The organism is Paraburkholderia sp. RL18-085-BIA-A (assembly GCF_046027075.1).
Lineage (GTDB): Bacteria > Pseudomonadota > Gammaproteobacteria > Burkholderiales > Burkholderiaceae > Paraburkholderia.
Window position 1 is genome coordinate 1 of sequence record NZ_JARESU010000152.1, and the last position, 18,404, is coordinate 18,404.

16 protein-coding genes and 3 pseudogenes are annotated in these 18,404 nt (G+C 59.8%); 17 read left to right on the forward strand and 2 right to left on the reverse strand.

Annotation, left to right across the window (positions count from 1 at the left end):
* Positions 1 to 174, forward strand: a pseudogene (locus P0D89_RS44320) (BON domain-containing protein); the annotation flags it as partial.
* Between the two features lie 635 nt (positions 175 to 809).
* On the opposite strand, the gene P0D89_RS44325 reads toward P0D89_RS44320, so the two are convergent.
* On the reverse strand, positions 810 to 1,730 hold the full coding sequence (locus P0D89_RS44325) for a LysR family transcriptional regulator (protein WP_408370547.1): 921 nt from the start codon (positions 1,728 to 1,730) through the stop codon (positions 810 to 812).
* Between the two features lie 179 nt (positions 1,731 to 1,909).
* On the opposite strand from P0D89_RS44325, the pseudogene P0D89_RS44330 reads away from it, so the two are divergent.
* Positions 1,910 to 2,113, forward strand: a pseudogene (locus P0D89_RS44330) (hydrolase); the annotation flags it as partial.
* Between the two features lie 150 nt (positions 2,114 to 2,263).
* Positions 2,264 to 2,935, forward strand: coding sequence for a response regulator transcription factor (locus P0D89_RS44335; RefSeq protein WP_408370545.1), 672 nt, complete (start codon positions 2,264 to 2,266; stop codon positions 2,933 to 2,935).
* A 45-nt stretch (positions 2,936 to 2,980) separates the two neighbouring features.
* Here the strand turns inward: P0D89_RS44335 and P0D89_RS44340 are convergent, their stop codons facing one another.
* On the reverse strand, positions 2,981 to 3,451 hold the full coding sequence (locus tag P0D89_RS44340; protein ID WP_408370543.1) for a GNAT family N-acetyltransferase: 471 nt from the start codon (positions 3,449 to 3,451) through the stop codon (positions 2,981 to 2,983).
* A gap of 729 nt (positions 3,452 to 4,180) precedes the next feature.
* Between P0D89_RS44340 and P0D89_RS44345 the strand changes: the two genes are divergently transcribed.
* The 14 genes and pseudogenes from P0D89_RS44345 to P0D89_RS44410 all read left to right on the forward strand — a co-directional run bounded on the left by P0D89_RS44345 (position 4,181) and on the right by P0D89_RS44410 (position 18,249).
* Positions 4,181 to 5,095, forward strand: coding sequence for a 3-hydroxyacyl-CoA dehydrogenase (locus P0D89_RS44345; RefSeq protein WP_408378601.1), 915 nt, complete (start codon positions 4,181 to 4,183; stop codon positions 5,093 to 5,095).
* Positions 5,096 to 5,116: 21 nt separating this feature from the next.
* Positions 5,117 to 6,070 carry a 3-hydroxyacyl-CoA dehydrogenase NAD-binding domain-containing protein gene (locus P0D89_RS44350; protein ID WP_408378603.1) on the forward strand — a complete coding sequence of 318 codons (954 nt, stop codon included), beginning with the start codon at positions 5,117 to 5,119 and terminating at the stop codon, positions 6,068 to 6,070.
* A 90-nt stretch (positions 6,071 to 6,160) separates the two neighbouring features.
* The gene (locus P0D89_RS44355; protein ID WP_408378606.1) at positions 6,161 to 7,669 is read left to right on the forward strand and encodes a CoA transferase; all 1,509 of its coding nucleotides are present in this window, start codon (positions 6,161 to 6,163) and stop codon (positions 7,667 to 7,669) included.
* On the forward strand, positions 7,654 to 7,791 hold the full coding sequence (locus P0D89_RS44360) for a hypothetical protein (protein ID WP_408182899.1): 138 nt from the start codon (positions 7,654 to 7,656) through the stop codon (positions 7,789 to 7,791). Before P0D89_RS44355 ends, P0D89_RS44360 begins: the two co-directional genes overlap by 16 nt.
* A 622-nt stretch (positions 7,792 to 8,413) precedes the next feature.
* Positions 8,414 to 8,530: a dodecin domain-containing protein gene (locus P0D89_RS44365; protein WP_408378609.1), complete on the forward strand. Its 117-nt coding sequence runs from the start codon at positions 8,414 to 8,416 to the stop codon at positions 8,528 to 8,530.
* Positions 8,527 to 9,822 (forward strand): NAD(P)/FAD-dependent oxidoreductase, encoded by a 1,296-nt coding sequence (locus P0D89_RS44370; RefSeq protein ID WP_408182898.1) that lies wholly within the window; start codon positions 8,527 to 8,529, stop codon positions 9,820 to 9,822. The genes P0D89_RS44365 and P0D89_RS44370 overlap by 4 nt, the downstream gene beginning before the upstream one ends.
* 183 nt (positions 9,823 to 10,005) lie before the next feature.
* Positions 10,006 to 10,419, forward strand: coding sequence for a Ros/MucR family transcriptional regulator (locus P0D89_RS44375; RefSeq protein ID WP_317014841.1), 414 nt, complete (start codon positions 10,006 to 10,008; stop codon positions 10,417 to 10,419).
* Between the two features lie 220 nt (positions 10,420 to 10,639).
* A complete protein-coding gene (locus tag P0D89_RS44380) occupies positions 10,640 to 11,167 on the forward strand; it encodes a hypothetical protein (protein ID WP_408260707.1) in 528 nt (175 codons plus the stop codon).
* A gap of 62 nt (positions 11,168 to 11,229) precedes the next feature.
* Positions 11,230 to 12,921 carry a LuxR C-terminal-related transcriptional regulator gene (locus tag P0D89_RS44385; protein WP_408369253.1) on the forward strand — a complete coding sequence of 564 codons (1,692 nt, stop codon included), beginning with the start codon at positions 11,230 to 11,232 and terminating at the stop codon, positions 12,919 to 12,921.
* Positions 12,922 to 12,935: 14 nt separating this feature from the next.
* On the forward strand, positions 12,936 to 16,034 hold the full coding sequence (locus P0D89_RS44390; protein ID WP_408369251.1) for an ATP-binding protein: 3,099 nt from the start codon (positions 12,936 to 12,938) through the stop codon (positions 16,032 to 16,034).
* 204 nt (positions 16,035 to 16,238) lie between these two features.
* The gene (locus P0D89_RS44395; protein WP_408182889.1) at positions 16,239 to 16,487 is read left to right on the forward strand and encodes a thiamine pyrophosphate-binding protein; all 249 of its coding nucleotides are present in this window, start codon (positions 16,239 to 16,241) and stop codon (positions 16,485 to 16,487) included.
* A 180-nt stretch (positions 16,488 to 16,667) separates the two neighbouring features.
* Positions 16,668 to 16,951 (forward strand): annotated as a pseudogene (locus tag P0D89_RS44400) (KR domain-containing protein); the annotation flags it as partial.
* Between the two features lie 249 nt (positions 16,952 to 17,200).
* Positions 17,201 to 17,407 (forward strand): cytochrome ubiquinol oxidase subunit I, encoded by a 207-nt coding sequence (locus P0D89_RS44405; protein WP_408182887.1) that lies wholly within the window; start codon positions 17,201 to 17,203, stop codon positions 17,405 to 17,407.
* A gap of 623 nt (positions 17,408 to 18,030) precedes the next feature.
* Positions 18,031 to 18,249: a hypothetical protein gene (locus P0D89_RS44410; protein WP_408182885.1), complete on the forward strand. Its 219-nt coding sequence runs from the start codon at positions 18,031 to 18,033 to the stop codon at positions 18,247 to 18,249.
* Positions 18,250 to 18,404: the final 155 nt, after the last annotated feature.

Genomic DNA, 18,404 nt, shown 5'->3' on the forward strand with positions numbered 1-18,404 from the left:
CGAAGCAGGCGCTCGTCGCGGACTCAGGGCTGAGATCGTTGCCGATAAGCGTCGCGACGTATCGAGGCGTCGTGCAGTTGTCAGGATATGTGGATTCAGAAAGCGCTTGCCGTGACGCGCGGCGTGCCAGGGGTGCAATCCGTGAGCAACGATCTGCAGCTCAGGCCGCAATGACGTGCCTTCGCCGGAAGACAGATGACGAACGAGTGCCGCAGAAGAGCGCGCCAAAAAGGCGGGACTGTTTCGCAATTGACAAGATCCAGGCGCGAGGCATCGATGCCTCTGTTGCCCGCGATCGGCAGTCCTGCCATTGGCTTACTGAATCTGCGCGTTGACGACCATTCCCCCACGCTCCATCACAGTCACCGGCATCGGGGCCGACCGTGATCGACCCTCACCGGCCGCTCGCCCAAGTATGAACGTTATGACAGGTTCCAAGCTATATCGGTCATTCACGCGGCCATCTCTGCGCGTATGCTCGACACCGAACAAACCATCGCACCGCAGCCGAAAATATCCACTGAGCCTCAAGCAGACACCGACCCACGACATCGCTCAGTTACGGCCGCATCCCGCCCGCGCGACCGTCCAGTCAACTCTGTCGCTCAGGAAGAGCACTGACGTAGTGTCGCGCGCTTCACGTGGCCAGCGGCGAAGACAAATCGTGGATGCCCTGAAACCAGTATGGTCCGCTGTGGATTACCAAACGATGTGAATGACGCCAACCTCTTCCACGAACGCCAACAAGTGATCTGACGAAGCAACCCGGGCGAGCTTGTTGCGCACTCAACTCCTGCATTCATGAGAGTTCAGTCTTCCGTGTGCGCCCAGGGCACGCTCGCAAGACATTCGCTGAGATAGGCCAGCATCGCTGTCACCCGCGCCGGCCTGAAACCGCCAGGCGGTGTGACAAGGTTGAGATGAACTCTCGCAATCTGCCAGTCTGGTAAGACTTCCTCCAGTTCGCCCCTGCACAGCGCATCCCAGACGACGAACTCCGGTTGCAGCGCCAGACCCAGTCCCGCAAGCAGTGCCGGAATAATGGCCTCGGCATTGTTGCTGCTGATTCTCCCCTTCACGGGCACCACGCACTCGTCTCCGGACGCATGACGGAAGCGCCATTGGCCGGGCGTCGGCAGATTGGTGTAGATCAGGCAGGCATGGTTCGCGAGCTCCCGTGGATGCGTCGGGCGGCCGTTGCGGGACAGATAGTCCGTGCTTGCGACGAGCGGCCGGCGCACTTCGCAGAGCTTGCGCGAGCGTAGCGACGAGTCCGGCAGCTCGGCAATGCGCAGTGCCACATCGTACCCTTCGGCGACGACATCGATCACAGTATCTGTCAACGACAGGTCGACGTTGACGTCGGGATAGCGGTTGAGAAATTCGGGAATCAGCGGCGTCAGATATTTGAGGCCAAACGACATCGGCGCACTGACGCGCACAGTGCCGTGCGGCGTGAGCGCTTGCGCCGATGCCTCGGCTTCGACGGCTTCACCTTCGTTCAGGATGCGGACCGCGCGTTCGAGGGCCATGCAGCCCGTCGGGGTTAACGACAGCCGGCGTGATGTCCGATATAGCAGCGCTGTTCCGAGCCGTTGCTCCAGGCGGGCAATCGCCTTCGATACGGTGGGCTGCGACTTGCCGAGCGACTCGGCCGCTTTGGCAAACGAGCCGAGATCGGAAACACGGGCAAATATTGCCCAGGCTTCAAGATCGGGAAGAGAAGGCATGAAAGAAACGGAATGGAATCCATTCGTTCCATTCTATTTTTTAAGTTGAGAAGGTCAAATACTATCGCTCCTTCGAAATCGTTCCTGCGGCTCTCATCCATGTCCGACCCGTCCACAATTGTCGCAACCTGGCGCTCTCAGCGCGGGCCCGTCTTCATCACGCGATATCACGTTGCTGAATCAACCTGGGAAAAGTGCTGCTTTCGCCAGCAGATCACACGCTGATCCTGATCGACCATCTGTCGCAAATGGCGTTCGCCACGGAGTCGATCGATCCGGTTCTGCTTCGCAACAATGCCGCGCAGGTTGCGAAGGCGGCGAAGGATTTCTCCGTTTCGACGATCCTGACCACGGTGGCATCGAAGACCTTCTCGGGTCCGATCCGTCATCCGGACACACCGAGCGGATCTCGTCGAAGAGGGTTGCGACGATTGTGGATGGATCGATAGTACGCGTTGGCCGCGAAGGCAAGCAGACATTTAAAACCGTTAGTCCAACAGGGAAAGGCTTTCACCTAACGATAGAGAGGTTCTATGGAATCCGCGAGCGAATTAGTCTACGTGGTCGACGACGACGGGCGCGTGCGAGAAGCACTCGCTGCGCTGTTGCGCTCAAGCGGAAGAGACGTCCAGACATTTAACTCTGGCGAAGAGTTTCTGGACACGCCGCATCAAAATGTCATCGCATGCCTGATCCTGGATATGAGAATCCCAGGCATGAGCGGGCTGGAAATCCAGAAGCTTGTCAGCAGGGACTCACAGATTCCGATCATCTTCATTACCGGAAGGGCAGATGTGCCGTCCACGGTCCTCGCCATGAAGGGCGGGGCTATTGACTTCCTCACAAAGCCACTCGATGAAGACGCGTTGATGCGCGCGGTTGATGCGGCAATCGCCAGGGCGCACGTTCTTCGCAAGGAGGCGGAAGATACAGCGGTACTCCAGGCTCTCCACCAATCGCTGACGCCTCGTGAGCAGGAGCTGTTACCGTTACTCGCAAGCGGCCGGCTCAACAAGCAGGCGGCCGCAGATCTTGGTATCACCGAATACACCGTGCAGGTACATCGCGGCAACATCATGAGAAAAATGCAGGCGGATTCATTTGCCACGCTGGTCAGGCAGGTAAGCAGACTGCAGCTTGAAACATCGTCGACGAGGCGACGAACGGCGTTACCAGTCGAGCGGCTGTTTCGAGAGCGAAGCTGACGCACGAACCCGGCTGTTCCCGCTGGGGACAGGGTGCTTGGGAGATTACGCATGCGGTTCCATAAGGGCCGGTGACGACGAAGGAGGAAGCACCAAAGTGCAGACTTTGCCGTCGTTTTCGATTTCGACAAAACCGATTCTGCTGTACCAGTCATAGGCAGTTCGGTTGCATATGAAGACATTCAGGTATAGCGGTTTTTGTAAGTAGCTGGACAACGACATGACCTTGGCAATCGCTGCACTGCCGATCGACTTGTTTTGCATCTCCGGCACGATACAAAGCATCCTCAGCCATACGAGATCCGGTTCGACGTCCCAGTGCACAAACCCGCATCGGCCGCCTTCCCACGTAACTATTTGACAAGAGCCCTGGCGAAGGCTTTTTGCAAACCCCGCTTGCTGCAAGTTGTCGTCCCAGCCATACGCTGAAGTAACGAAACCATTCATCGTTCGCCGGTACGTGTCAAATAGCCATTCCGAGTCTCCGGGTACCGGCAGCCGAAAATCCAGATTCATCACAACCGCCGATCCCGATAAGCAGGTCTTCGCCAGAGTACTGGATAAAGAGGATCGGCATCAATCGGTTGGGGCCGGCGAACGCCAACGGATGCGGAATGCCATTCACCGGACAGCTGAGTCGCCGATCCGCTGCTGGCCGAACCTGGGCTCCCGACGAACCGCCGAAATCGACCCGAATCGGACCTACGACACTTCGTGCCAGCGATGCCCGGTTTCAAAGGGATGCTGTTGAAAAAGTCGCGGCAGTTGGTTGCCCACCGCCGGCCAGAAAATCGACCTCTCAGAACGCCCTACAAGCCGTTCGCGCGGTTCGGTTAAGGGTAAAGCGACCCATGAAAGCCTCGCGATGTAGACCGTCGCCGGCTTTTTCAACAGCATCAAAGGTCAAATGGTCATTCACGCAACGACATGCCTCTAACGAGTACGGGACACGAGGCGTATTCCAGCTTTATGTAATAGCCGCCCTTTGCCCCGCCAACTACCATCAGAAAATTGGCACTACAAACCGTTCGATTCAGACACCACCGCTTGGTGATTGCACTGCGGACCTCGATGTGGTCGCGGTTCGGATGAACGTCCTGCCGGGCAATTCACGGCATCCGATTCCGATCGCGAAGGGATCGGAAAGCCAGCGGTAATGATCGACGAGATCGCTACCCGGCGGTACACAGCGCGCGCCCGACATCCAGTCTCTCTTCCAACGGCAATGACACGAAAGGACACACTATGACTTCGCCCCGAACCAGCGGAACGAATATTTCCGCGGACATGACCCGCTCCGGCCGCTTGGTTTTCCTCGAACTGAGCGGTGGCCGCATCCACTCGATCAATCCCGACGGATCCGACCTCAAGACGATCGTCGCGGATTGCCGCCTCCCCGACGGCATCGTCGTGGACGTGGATGCCGGTCATATCTACTGGACCAACATGGGTTCGATCGGCCTCCATGACGGCTCGATCGAACGCGCCGACCTGGATGGCAAGAACCGCGTGGTCATCGTCCCGCAAGGCGTCACGCACACACCGAAGCAGATTCATCTCGACAAGGCAGGTGGCACGCTCTATTGGTGCGATCGGGAAGGCATGCGCGTGATGCGCGCCAACCTCGACGGCTCTCAAGTCGACACGCTGGTCGCGACCGGGCACAGCGACCAGGACCGTCTCGACCAGACCCGGTGGTGCGTCGGAATCACGATCGATCCGAAGCACAAGAAGCTCTACTGGACGCAGAAAGGTCCGGACAACGCCGGCCTGGGCCGCATCTTCCGCGCCAATATCGAGATTCCGCAGGGTGAAGGCCCGGCAAACCGCTCGGACATCGAAGTGCTGTTCGACCGGTTGCCGGAGCCCATCGACCTCGAGCTCGACCTCGCGAAGCGTGTCCTCTACTGGACCGACCGCGGCGATCCTCCGCGCGGCAATAGCGTCAATCGTGCGCCGATCGATGGAACAGCGACGTCTGAAATCCTCGTTACGCACCTGATGGAGGGAATCGGCATCGCACTCGACATTCCCGGTAATCGGATGTTCGTCACGGACCTGGGCGGCTCCGTCTATTCCGCCGACCTCGATGGAAAGAACCCGCGCAACTTCCTCTTCGCCCAAGGCAACCTCACCGGCATCGCCTATGCCGAAGTCTGACCCACGCATTGGAGACATGACATGACTGATACCAAGAGCCAGCCCATTCGCCGCATCGCCATCATCGGCACCGGCGTGATCGGTGCCAGCTGGACCGCGCTGTTTCTCGCCAAGGGGCTGAAGGTCGTTGCGACGGACATCGCGCCGACTGCCGAAGCCCAGCTCAGGGCGTTCGTGGAGGCTGCCTGGCCGGCGCTCACGAGATTGGGCCTGGCGCCCGGCGCGTCGCAAGCGAACCTGACGTTTACGCCCGTGCTTGCACAAGCACTCACGGATGTGGATCTGGTCCAGGAAAACGGCCCCGAGCGGCTCGAATTCAAGCAGGATCTCTATCGGCAACTCGACGAGCTGCTGCCCCCCCACGTGATCATCGCATCGAGCACGTCGACCCTGCCCATGAGCAGCATCCAGGTGGGCGCCGTGCTGCATCCCGAGCGCTGCGTCGTCGGCCATCCGTTCAATCCGCCGCACCTGATTCCGCTGGTCGAGATCGTCGGCGGGACCAAGACCTCGGAAGAGACGATCCAGCGCGCCATGGAGTTCTATACGTCGATCGGGAAACAGGCGGTGCGCCTGAACAAGGAATTGCGGGGCCACGTCGCCAACCGTCTGCAGTTCGCGGTGGCGCGCGAGGTCTATTACCTGGTGTCAGAGGGTGTGCTGAGCGCCGCCGACGTCGACACCGCCCTCTCCTGGGGGCCGGGCCTGCGCTGGGGCTTGATGGGCAACATGATGCTCAATCATCTCGGCGGCGGCCCGGGTGGCATCGAACACTTCTTCCATCAGTTCGCCGGCCCAATGACGGCTGGGTGGAAGGAACTGGGCTCGCCGGAGCTGACGCCGGAAGTGCAGAAGAAGCTGATCGACGGCGTTCATGCCGAGGTCGGATCGCTGTCCATCGAGGAACTGGAGGCAGAGCGCGATGAGCTGCTGCTCGGACTCATCGAGCTGCGCACCAAAGGAAAGGCGCGTTAAAGGTACGGATGCGGCCACGCCACGCGTGGCCGCGGCTCGCGTGAACTGATCGCGGGCAGTTGACACTCCCTTATTGAAGAAATTTCCCAAATGAAAGACTCGACCAATCTTGCAATCGAAAACGATCCGGATCGGCTCACCGGAATCATTCAATCGAATCTCGCGAATCCGGCACGGAACGCGGATATCGACCTGCACGGCGCGCTCAATGACGTACTGAAAGACGTCGGGTTATCGACGGCGGACAGCGGTGGCAAGATCACGTTCCACGGCCGCGATCCGATCATCCCCGCGCTCTTCCGGTTCGGCTCGTTGTCCGCGATCGCCCTGGCCGCGAAGGCCGTCGGCGTCGCTGCACTGTGGCGACTGCGGACCGGCGAGGAACAGGACATCGAAGTGGACGTTCGTAAAGCGTTGCGGCGCTTCGCCGGGTTCTTCGATCTGAAATGGGAGACGATCAATGGACGTCCTCCAGCCCTCAAGATCGATACGAATCTCTTTCGCGAAACCCGCGACGGACGACACGTCGTGCCCCTGAACATCTACCCAAAGCTGGCTGCCCGCGAACTCAGCCTGCTGCGGTGCGACTCCAGCCCGGAAGCCGTGCGCAACGCCATTCTGCAATGGCGCGCGGACGACCTGGAGAATGCGGCGGCGGAGGCCGGGATCGTCATCGCGAAGGTGCGCACTTTCGAGGAATTCAGCAAGGAGCTTCAGTACACCGAGGTCCTCTCGAGAATGTCGCTGATCAACGTGGAAAAGATCGGCGAAAGCGAGCCGATCCCTTTCAGCAAAGAGGGCGCGAGTCCGCTGGACGGCATTCGCGCACTTGGGATGGGTCACGTGATTGCCGGAGCGGCCATCGGGAGAGACCTCGCTTTGCACGGGGCCGATGTCCTCAACATCTGGCGGCCGTTCGACGACAGCGAGATCGAGGCGTTCGCGTGGGACACTCAGGTCGGGATGCGCTCGACGATCCTGGACTACTCGAAGGAGGATCGCGCGAAATTCGATCTCCTGCTGAAGGATGCCGATGTCTTCTTCGCAAACAAGCGTCCGGGCTATCTGGAACGCCATGGTCTCGAGGCCGAGGAACTCTGCGGCAGGAAGCCTGGATTGATCCATGCCAGTGTCCTGCTTCACGGCGCCAAGGGCCCCTGGAAGTATCGTCCGGGGTTCGATGAAATCGGCGCGGCCGTCTCGGGGCTGTTCGCCGTCGAAGGTACGCTCGCGCGTCCGAAATCGCCGCCGATCATCCCCATTGTCGACAACGTGGTGGGCTGGCTCGGCACGGTCGGCGTGCTCGCGGCGCTGCGCCGGCGTGCGGTCGAGGGTGGCAGCTATCGGGTCACCGTTTCCCTGACCCGAACCGTGCTGTGGCTGTTCTCGCTCGGCATCTTCGACAGGGACTATGCCCGGGCGACCGCCGGATCTTCCGACGAGCACGCCTACGTCGCGCCCGATCTGTTCACGGCGGAGACCCCGCTGGGCACGTATCAGGGCATGACCGACCAGGTCGTCCTGTCGAAGACTCCCGGGTCCTTCAGGACGGTGCTCGTGCCACGAGGCTCGAGCAAGCCCGAATGGCTGACGCGGTGAGGGTGTCCGACCTGCGCTTTTGCGAAATCGGCCAGGAGCGCGACGGCTTTACCGTTGATATTGGTCAGCTTCCTGCAATCAAAGGACGCCATTCCGTCTCCGCCGTTTCCGATTGCGATTGAAACGGCGGAGGTCGCTGTGCACCCATGGACAGCGCGCCAGGGGACGAGAGCCGTCGATTCGTCTCCTTGGCGACGTTTCTGCGTGTCGGGAGATTCGATGGCCGGTGAAAATCGGTTCTGCGCTTCGATGGGTGGACAGCTTGAGCTTGTAACTGAATCGACGACATCGAACGACTTGGTGTGCGGTTTGGTGGCGCATCGATCACTTTCAAGTACGTAGCACACGCAGGTAATCGAGTGATGCGCCCAGACAAGGGTGTCATCACCACCAGGTGGTAGGCCTGAGACCTGCGCCCGGTTTCTGACCTGCGCGGCCATGGGTTGTCCAACAGCATCCCGGATACGGTTGGCAGGCCACCACAGCCTGCGATCGTTGACGATGAAGTGTGGGAGCTGAACGGCTCAAATTTGCAGAACGCGGTCCGTTATTGAGGACCGCGACGGATGCGAGGGCCATGCCTTCAATGTCCGTAAGTTGTTGACACACGTGCGCTCGCGCGATTGCGAAAGCAGCAAGCCGCGGCGTACGTCATGCGTGGATATCGTGGCACATCGCGATGCCGCGTAATCCGCCTCAAACCAAGGAGAACCTGATGTCGGAACACGTATACAAACCAAACAGATCGAACTCACCGGCTCGTCGACGCAATCCAGCGACGACGCGGTGAGTGTGGCGCTAAGCAAAGCGGCCCGCCGGGCTATCGGACGTTGTCCATCATTCGTTGAGTGTTTGCAATGAGAAAACCAACTCGTATCGTGATTGTAGGTGGGGGAATCGCTGGGATTCTACTTGCGACCAGGCTCGGCGACCGGTTGGGCCGGCCGGGTGAGGCTACCATCACTTTGATCGACCGCAGCCCGACGCATATATGGAAGCCGATGCTGCATACGATTGCGGCCGGTACGCGTGACGTGAACCAGCAGCGGGTAATTTATCTCGCGCACGCGCGCGACCACGGTTTCACATATCAACCGGGAGAGATGTGCGGACTGGACCGGCAACTGCGCGAGGTGCAGCTTGACGCGATAAGGGCGCAGGACGGTAAGTTGGTGCTTGAGCCGCGAGCGGTTCCATACGATGTGCTGGTGCTGTCGCTAGGCAGTCGCGCGAACGATTTTGGTGTGCCGGGTGTAAAGGAGCAATGCCATCTCATCGACAGCCAACAGCAAGCAGAGACGTTCAACGTCGCGTTGCGCGCGCGTGCTATTCGCAGCGTCGTCAAGGATGAGCAGTTGAGAGTGGCGATTGTCGGAGCCGGCGCGACCGGCGTCGAGTTATCGGCAGAGCTGAGCCGTCTTCTCGAGCTTGCTGGTAGCTATGGCGATACCACCATCCGGGACAGGCTGAGTCTGACTCTTCTTGAGAGCGGGCCGCGCGTGCTACCTGCCTTCCCACAGGAGATTTCTGCGTCTAGCCAGCAACGGCTCGAAAACATCGGCTTTCGCGTATTGACCTCTACTGCGGTCACTTCGGCGGAACCAGGAGGTTTTCGGTACGGGGACGGGACTCTCGCCGAAGCGGATTTGATGGTATGGGCTGCCGGTGTCAAAGCGCCAGATTTCATGAACCGCCTCGCTGGTCTGGAGACCAACCGGGCAAACCAGATCGTGGTGTCGAGGACGCTTCAGGTCTTGCACGATGAGCAGATCTTCGCTCTCGGCGATTGTGCGAGCCTCACGCCGGAAGGTGCGCAGCGACCGCTTCCTCCTACCGCGCAGGTAGCCGCTCAGCAGGCGAATTATCTGGCCCGCCACCTGCCGGAATGGCTCTGCCAAAACAAGCCGTTTCCCGACTTTGTATTCCGGGATTTTGGATCGCTCGTGTCATTGAGCGACTATGACGCGTTCGGCACGCTAGGGCGCTTTGGCTTCTTTCCGGGGGGGCTCATTCGGGGGCACCTCGCCCAGTTCAGTCACGCGATGTTGTACCGGCGTCATCAGCAGGCGCTGCACGGGTTTCGCAAAGCGACACTGCTCTGGACGGCGGAACGGATCAACGGACTGGTTCAACCAAACATTCGCCTTGCCTGACAGGCTCATGTGCTTCGGGCGCCCGGCCACCGCCCACCAACGTGGAACTCGTTCAAGAGAAGTGAGTGCATGCCCGTGAGGGCATATACCGTCAGCGATCAACAATCGCTTGACCGTTTAGAAACTGCATTCTTCATTTGTAGAATGTGACGGAACGTTGCAATAGATAGGCGAACCCTCCTTGTGACAGCAAACACCGACCTGACAGAGTTGACCGCTGCGATTGTGGCGAGCTTTGTCTCCCACAACGCGTTGCCGGCAGATGAGCTGCCCGCGTTCATATCGAGCACGCATGCTGCCCTGGCTGCGCTGCGGGGTCATGTGAACACGCTTGCCGGTGAGCCGGGAGCGGCCGTACCAATCAGCGAGTCAGTCACGAACGATTTCCTCGTATGTCTGGAAGACGGTCACAAGCTGAGGTCCCTCAAGCGCTACCTGAAGCGGAAATATGGCATGTCTCCCGAGCAATACCGCGCCAAGTGGGGACTTCCCAAGGACTATCCGATGGTTGCGCCTGCGTATTCGGCGCTGCGCTCCTTGATAGCGAGGAGACGAATCCCCACGGTGGAACGGGTGTCGCAATTGGACAAGCAGTGATCCGGAAACGAGGATTGTTGACGACGGGGCAGCGCGTAAGTGTGACGCTCCGTTAGCGGCCCTTGTCAGTGTCAATCGGTAGCCAACTCAACTGGCCTCTGAACGCCCCCGCCTTGCGCTAGCCGCCCTCCGACAAGGGTGCACGGTAGAGATGCGCTACGGGCCTGCGTCCGCCTGCGTGTTACTCACGTCTGGTTGCGCGAGCGCGCCGTCTCTCGGCGTGCTCGGCGCTTATTTCCCCGACTGGCTCTTCAGCATCGTTGGCGAGATCCTGCTGGCACGCGATCGTGCGCCTTCTCGCAAGGCATTTCGGCGCAGAAAAGTGGCTGTGGTCGCGTTCGCTAGCGACAGAACAGTGGCGCTTTATCAGAGAGGTCTGGCAGACAGGCTTGCCACGACGACGTCGCAGCAGCAACTCATTGCGGAAAAGCTCTCGCTGGTGGAACCGGAAGGGCGCACGCTTGAGGAGCAACTGGTCCTGATGACAGCGCCTGGAGGCGGCTACCAGCGATTCGCCCGACGTGCTCTCGCCACGCCGAGCACCGGCTCCGCCCGGCTCTGGCCGCTTGAGGCGGGTTTCACGACATCTTCGTTTATAAAATTGCAATCATCTGAACAACTGTACAGATCAATACCGACCCGGCGGGCTCACGAGCGCGTCACGCGTTGCGGTAATGCGGACTGGACCATTCATTACCCAATCAAGACCAAAAATTCACCCTTCTGGATGTCGAGCACCTTACCCTGACGGAAAGCGTGTGCGTCTCGCCCTGCTGGGGCGGGCAAGTTTGTTTTTTTAGGGGTTTTGAGTTGAGTGACGCGACTATCACTAGGCGTATTTCGAAAGAACTGGTTTCATTCGAGCCTGTTTCGCCCGAAGACATTTATTACGACGATGCGGCCGGACCCGAGCCCGAGCGTGACGCATTGCCGTCGTCTCCGGCGATGTATGGTGGCGGGTCCGGCAGAGCCCAGGAGGTGTTTCAGCTTGCACGAATAAGTCGCGTGTTGACGGATGTGAACGTCAGCCGTCTGTCGTTGATGACGGCCCGCGCCTGGCAGGCGTTACTGCGTCTCGAATGCAAGGCGGCATTGGAGATCGTCGAGAAAATCGAACTGTCGCTTAACGATCTGCCCTCTGTGGAGCGCGACGCGAGGCGCTGGGAGATCATGGCGTTGCGCGCTGCCAGCCTCGTCCTGCAGGACAATTGCGCTGCTGCACTAGCGCTTGCCTTGTCCACGATACGCTACTGTGGCCGCGAATCGATCGTCGCTATCGCACGGACCATCTGCCGGTACGCGTACTGGAAGCTCGGCGATTTCGAACGCCTCCACGCGGTCGGGCAAAGCAATGCGGACGTCTTGCCGACGAGGCTGCATCGAGTCGCCAGGATGTTCGATCTGTCGTTGATGGCCGCAGTGGAGATGAATCAGTTGCGTTTTCCCGCGGCCCGTTTGCTGGCCGAAGACGCCATCAGTGAGTGCCGCAGCGTATACGGCGGCGATCTGTCGGTCGCGTCGTTCGCGGCCAGCATCGTCGGGCAGGTTCTCTACGAGCAAGGCATGGTTGACGAAGCGCAGACATGGCTGTCGCAGCGCCTTGCGCAGATTTGCAAGGGCGGGACCATCGAGAGCGCTGAGCGTGCCTATACAACGCTCGCGAAAATCGCCGCCTCACGCGGCCAGTTCGACTTTGCGCAGCTGATTCTGAAGGAAGCCGAGGCGCTGGGGCAAAGGCGGAGCTGGCCACGCCTCGTGGCGGCATGCGTCGCAGGACGGATCGGTCTGCTTCTCGAACAGGACGACAGATGCGGCGCAGAGGCGTGTCTTGCGCAGCTTGCTGCATTAGAGCAGGCGCACGGCGCAGCGACCAGCCCAGGGGGCGCCGGAATTTCAGGTTACCGGGTATTGGCTCGCGCCCGTCTACGCGTGGCATGCGGCGCGACGCTCGACGATGTGTCGGCGCTGCGACAGTTGCATTGCGAAGCTGTGTGCCGGAATGAACTCTATCTCGCCGTGCAGGTGGCGGTGTGTTTGATCGATGCGCTTCTTGCCGTCGGGGAGCAGAAGGACGCCGCGTCTATTTTCTTGCGGACCCTGAAACTGGGGGCGACGGTAGGGCTTCATCAGACGTTTGTCGATAGCGGCCCTCGGGTCGGCGAACTGCTCGCGGTGCTGCAGCGGGGCGATCCCGCCGCGCAAGGCGAGGTTCGCGTACTGCTGCCGTATATTGGCAGTCTTCTGTCACGATGGCGTGCGGCTCGCAGCGTTGTAGCAAAACGTCCGACGACTGGCCGGCCTACCGTCGTGCTAAGCAGCCGGGAGCATAGTATTCTGGTCCTGATGAGCCAAGGCCTGTCGAACAAGCAGATCGCGGTCAATTTGCGCATCGCGGCTGAGACCGTCAAGTCTCATGCAAAGAAGATATTTGTAAAGCTTGCTGCGAAAAACCGCGCGGAAGCGGTCACCCGCGCCACCCAATTGGGCCTCATCCAGGTGTGAGGAGCAAGGTTGGTATGAAAGCTCAGTCGAGTACGCATTCTTCGATCAGTTTCGCCGGCTTTCGTCTGGATATGGCGAACGAATGCCTTTGGAGGCTGGATGCCGGCGCGCCACCCGAACGGGTTGACTTAACGCCCAAGACCTACGGCGTGTTGCGGTTTTTGGTCGAGAATCGCGGTGCGCTGATTACCCACCACGCGCTGCTCGAAGCGGTGTGGCCCGATGTGCACGTACAGCCCGAAGTCGTGAAGGCCCAGATACAGATGATCCGGACACGGCTCGGCGATAGCGCGCAGCACCCTCGCTACATCGAAACGCTGCGCGGACGCGGATACCGTTTCGTCGCGCCCGTAGAGGTCCCTTCAACGGGATATCAGCAGATTGCAAGCGACGAGAGCAACGGCCACTTTGTCGGTCGCACGAGCGAACTGCAGCAACTGGCCGCTGCGATCGAGCGGGCCAGAGCCGGCAACAGTCAGCTCGTGGTGGTTACCGGTGAACCAGGAATCGGCAAGACCGCGTTGCTCAAGCAGTTCGTTGCCGCCCAGAGGTTCGAGCATGACGATGCGTGGGTCGCTGAAGGGCATTGTGTCGAGGGTTATGGCGGCACGGAACCTTTTTATCCAGTTCTGCAGGCTCTCGGGCAACTTTGTGAGGGAGCCCGCGGCAATGAAGTCGTGAAAGCGCTGGTGACGCTTGCGCCCACGTGGGCGTTGCAGCTCCCGGGCCAGGTGGCGAGCCATGTCCGCGAGTCCCTGCTGCGGCAGATCGTTGGCGCTTCGCGCGAACGCATGCTGCGGGAAATCTGCGGCGTGCTGGCCTCTCTGACGCGGACACAGCCGCTGATTCTGATATTCGAAGATCTTCATTGGGCGGACCACTCAACCATTGATTTGCTGGCGGCGATTGCGGGCCAGTCAGGAGCTCTGCGCCTGATGGTCGTCGTCACTTACCGGCCGACGGAGGCGGCGCTGGCTGACCACCCAATTGAGGAACTGCACCACGAGCTTTCGCTGAGGGACTTGTGCCGCGATCTGGCGCTTGGCCCACTTGCTGGCGACGCGGTGGTTTCGTGGCTGACAGGCCGCGATCATGTCGACCCTGCCGAGGAAGAACTGTGCTATCGAATCGTACAACGTTGCGGCGGCAACCCGCTGTTTATGCGGGCGACCCTCGCCGATCTCGTGGAGCGCAACATGCTTCGCAAGACGGCGACCGGCTGGCGGCCATTGGTGCCATTAGCGGTGATTAGCACGACCTCCCCCCGCACGATTATCCAGACGATCGAGGGGAGAATCCGGCGGCTGGGTAGCGACGAGCGGAATCTGCTTGAAGCCGCAAGCGTGGCAGGGCTCTCCTTTTTATCGGCGACCGTGGCCGAGGCCGCGGGTTTGTCGACGGAGCGTTTCGACGATCTGTGCGAGGCGCTGGCACGCAATCAACGTTTCATTCGACGTTGCGGGGTGAAACGCTTACCCGACGGGGGCGCGGCGACTATGTTCTGTTTCGACCATGCCCTCATTCGCAGCGCGTTCTATGGGCATCAAGGGCTGATCCGTCGCACCCGTTTGCATCGGCAAATCGCGGAACGGCTCGAGGCGATCTTTCCTCGCGATCAGAGGGCGGAGGTGGCATACGAGCTCGCGCAACATTTCGCTGACGCGAGGGAGTGGCTCAAGGCGATCGACTATCTGCGCATTGCGTTGCAAACCGCGAGGCTTCGCTTTGCGTATCGCGAGGCGCAGTCGATTCTCGATCTTGCCGCTTCGCTCACCACAAAGTTGCCAGCTGATTTGCGTCCGCTGAAAAGTTTTGAGTTTGCCGAGGCGCGCGCGTCGCTTTACGCTGCGGGGCATGATCCGCGCGCCGAGGCGGCCTGGATCGAACTCGAGGAGCAGGCACGTACGATTGGCCGGCTCGATGCGCAATTGCGTGCCATGCTCGGCCTCGCCTACGTCTTTAGCTGGAGCGACAGGCAACGTTGCATCGGGATGCTGAACGAAGCGCTGACGCTCAGTGCATCGCATCCCGACCTGCGCGTCAGCGCGCTGGTGCGCGTGAGTGCCTATGTACGCCGTATCTGGGCCAGCGGCTGGTCACACGCGGATCTGACCGAGTGCGAGCGTGCGATCCGCATGCTGCGCGAGACGGGGGATCCACTGGTGATCGCCCGGGCGAATATGGAATACAGCATGCTGTGCATCATTTCCTCCCGGTATCGCGAAGCCCTCGGGACTGTGCGGACGAATTATCAGATCCTCTTTGAGCACGCGGTCGAACATCCGGGCTTTGACCTCGCGATGGCGACGTGGATGATCCGGATGGGTACGCCGTGGGCTCATCTCTTCGTGGGGGAGCTGGGACGGGCGATCGAATCGTTCGATCTGGGCATGATGTTTTTCCGCGAGAACGGTGATTATTTTGCCGCTCGCACCCTCGAGATCTATCAGGGATGGTTGTTTGTGCACACGATGGACTACGAGACGGTCATTGAAATCTACCAACGGCTCGTGCCGGCTGCAACCTCGACCGCGCGAGCGGACGAAACCGTTTCTGGCGCACTTGTGCCAGTGCAACACCGTGCGTGTATTGTGCTCGCGGGCCTCGCCTACCTAGGATTGGGGGATAGCGTACGGGCCTCGTCGCTGTTTGCTGAAGCGGACCGTCAGATGGACGCCACTCCCACCACGTTCGACTGGTACTGGAAACTGGCAATCGAATGGGGAGCCGCCGAGGCAGCAATGATGGCGGGAGACCATCACACCGCCAGATCACGCGCGCAGGAGTTCGTGAAGCTCGCCCTCGCCACCGCAGACCGGACGTGGCAGGCCCTGGCATGGGAAGTCGTTGCGCGTGAGGCGCTGGATCGCGGCGATCCGGTCATCGCACTCGATAGTATCAACAAGGCGTTCGCGGCTGCGGAGGGATTCGAAACTCCACTAGCGGACTGGCGGCTTCACCGCACTGCGGCGGCGATTCACGAGGCCCGCGGTGACGCTGGACAGGCGGATGTGCAACAGCGCCATTTCACTTCGACGCTCGAGCGGCTGTCGAATTCCTTGCCGCGCGGCACTCAGATTGGCCGACGTCTGCTCGCTCTGGCAACTAGCTGATCCATACTTCAGGTGTGAGGCAAGGAGGAGCCATCATTGTGCGGATCCCTCCTCAGGGGGATACCAGATGTTAGGGCGCCCAGTCAGAATATGGTGATCATCTCACCGATCCGGTGAGCGCGACGGGCAGTGACGGACTCCGTGCCTGGGTTTTACAAGGGTGGTTGGTCACTTCATGAACAGGCCCCCTTCAGGAGCGCCGACATGAGAAAGAAAGTTGCCGAAATTATTGTAGACACCTTCGTTTCGGCGGACGTAAAGCATTGCTATGGGATCGTGGGCGACACGCTGAATCCCATCGCTCACCACATGAATGAGAGCGACATTGAGTGGCTCCATGTTCGTCATGAGGAGGCGGGAGCGTTCGCCGCCGAAGGCGAAGCCATGTTGACCGGCAACCTGACCGCTGTCGCCGGAAGCTGCGGACCTGGGGGTCTTCACTTAAATTTGTAGGAATTCCTGGGTGAAACGGGGTGGCCGCAAGCGCGCTGTAATCGGCAACGCGCGCCTAACGGCCGCTCCTGGCCAATGTGTCGACGCAGCACTTCGAACAAGACACTCCATCCCTCGACCCGCCGTCCCGCTTTGCCATGCATGTGGAGCGGGGCGCGGTCCGATCAGAGGAAGCAGGATATGGATATGGGAATCCAAGGTAGAACCGCGCTGGTTTGCGGCCCAATTAGCGGGCTGGGCTGCGGCCGTGCGGAGGCCTTTAGCCACCAAAGCCGTGAACGTGGTGATGGCGGCATCAACCCTTGGAAGCTTGAGGCGACGGCGAAGGCCACGGCCATACGCGCTCAAGGTGGCGTCACGGTCAGACTGTGGCGTGCGACATCACTACACCCGACGGACGCGCTGCCGCGCTAGCTGCAAAGCATTTCCTGCTCGTCGACCCGGACCGAGTGCTGAATGTGGCGCTGCCTGCGCGTTTCTCTGCAGCGAACATTCCGGATAAATCACTGGATAAGAACCGCTTGATCGAAGGCGGAGCCTATCCAGGAACGTTCCAGATCGGAAGAAAAAGGGATGCCCGCAAGAACGTATCGTTTCACTACTCTCGGCCTGGCACGACAGAACAACCTTGCCTGGCGGGTCGTAGTCTATCGACGCGAACGCTTGTGGGCAAACAGTTGCACAAATGTTTGCCAACCCAAGGGATGTAGAAAGTGACCTGGACAGCTCTCTTTTTGTCGCGGATTCAGTTTGCGTTCGCCGTTGTATTCCACATTATTTTGTCGTTCTTCGCCATTGGGCTTGCGGCTTGGTTGGCAGTACTTGAAGGACTCAATCTTGCAACCAGGCTGGCGTTCTATCGATGGCTTTTCGGTAGCCGCTGGATTCGTACTATGTCGGAGCGTCGCGCGCGCAAATGACCGGGTACCTTCTGCAATGTCGTCGTTGATCCTCACCTCGTCGTTTGCCAGACTTGCGGTGTCGTTCTGGACTTACACGATTCTACTTTCGATGACGGCGCGTGACGTGGCTGCGCCGAACAGCAGTCTCTCATTCATGTTTGGGGCGCAGATCTCTCCGTGCGTCCACTGCCGCTCGCCTATACATCCCTTGTGTATCGCGTGCTCCGCGTGAAGTTAAAGGAGGTCCCCCTGGGCTTTTAGTCGCATCAAGCGACATATAGCGCGACAATTCCCTTCTCGCTGGTCGTGGCCACCGCGCCAGGGTCATTTGGTATTTGATCATTGACGACGACTGCGATGTTTCCGAATAGCTCTGTGCATCTATATAACCCTGGCGCCTATGATAGTAATTCGCGCTCAGCGTGGTCCGCCCCTATTTACGATTGGTGAGTGCTTCACGCGTGGGGCTCGACACATACTTCTTTAAAGACATGCAGAACATAATCTTATGGATCGATTCCGCGGCGTGCCAACAGGTTCCGAAGGCACGATCTGAAACAGCCGTTGCAAAGAGGTGTTCATCCGCTAAAGGAGACGTGCGTGACCACCGCTGCCGACCCTACCGAGGCCTCGGAGTATGCGTGCGCGTCGCCGAGATCACCGCGCTCTCCTTTAACGGTGTCGAGCCACGCTATACCGTCACCTGGTACATTCATGAGGAAGGTTACTTCCTTCCGGAGCACGTGATTGCAAGTTATACAGAGTCGCTTGAATTTGCGTGTCCTGAGGAGGCTGTCGCCTACGGTCAGCGTCGCGCGCATACATTCGTCGATTGCGCATTCGTTGTTTCGAACCAGTAACGTCACCACGCATGGGGCAGGTGCAAGGTCGCCCCAGATTGCACCGGGGGCTTCTTGAAACTGGTCTTACTCATAGGTCAGGAATTTTGCGGACAGATGGTCTATGCTTGAGCGATAGCTATTGAGAGCATCGCCCATGAAACGAGATGGCCGGA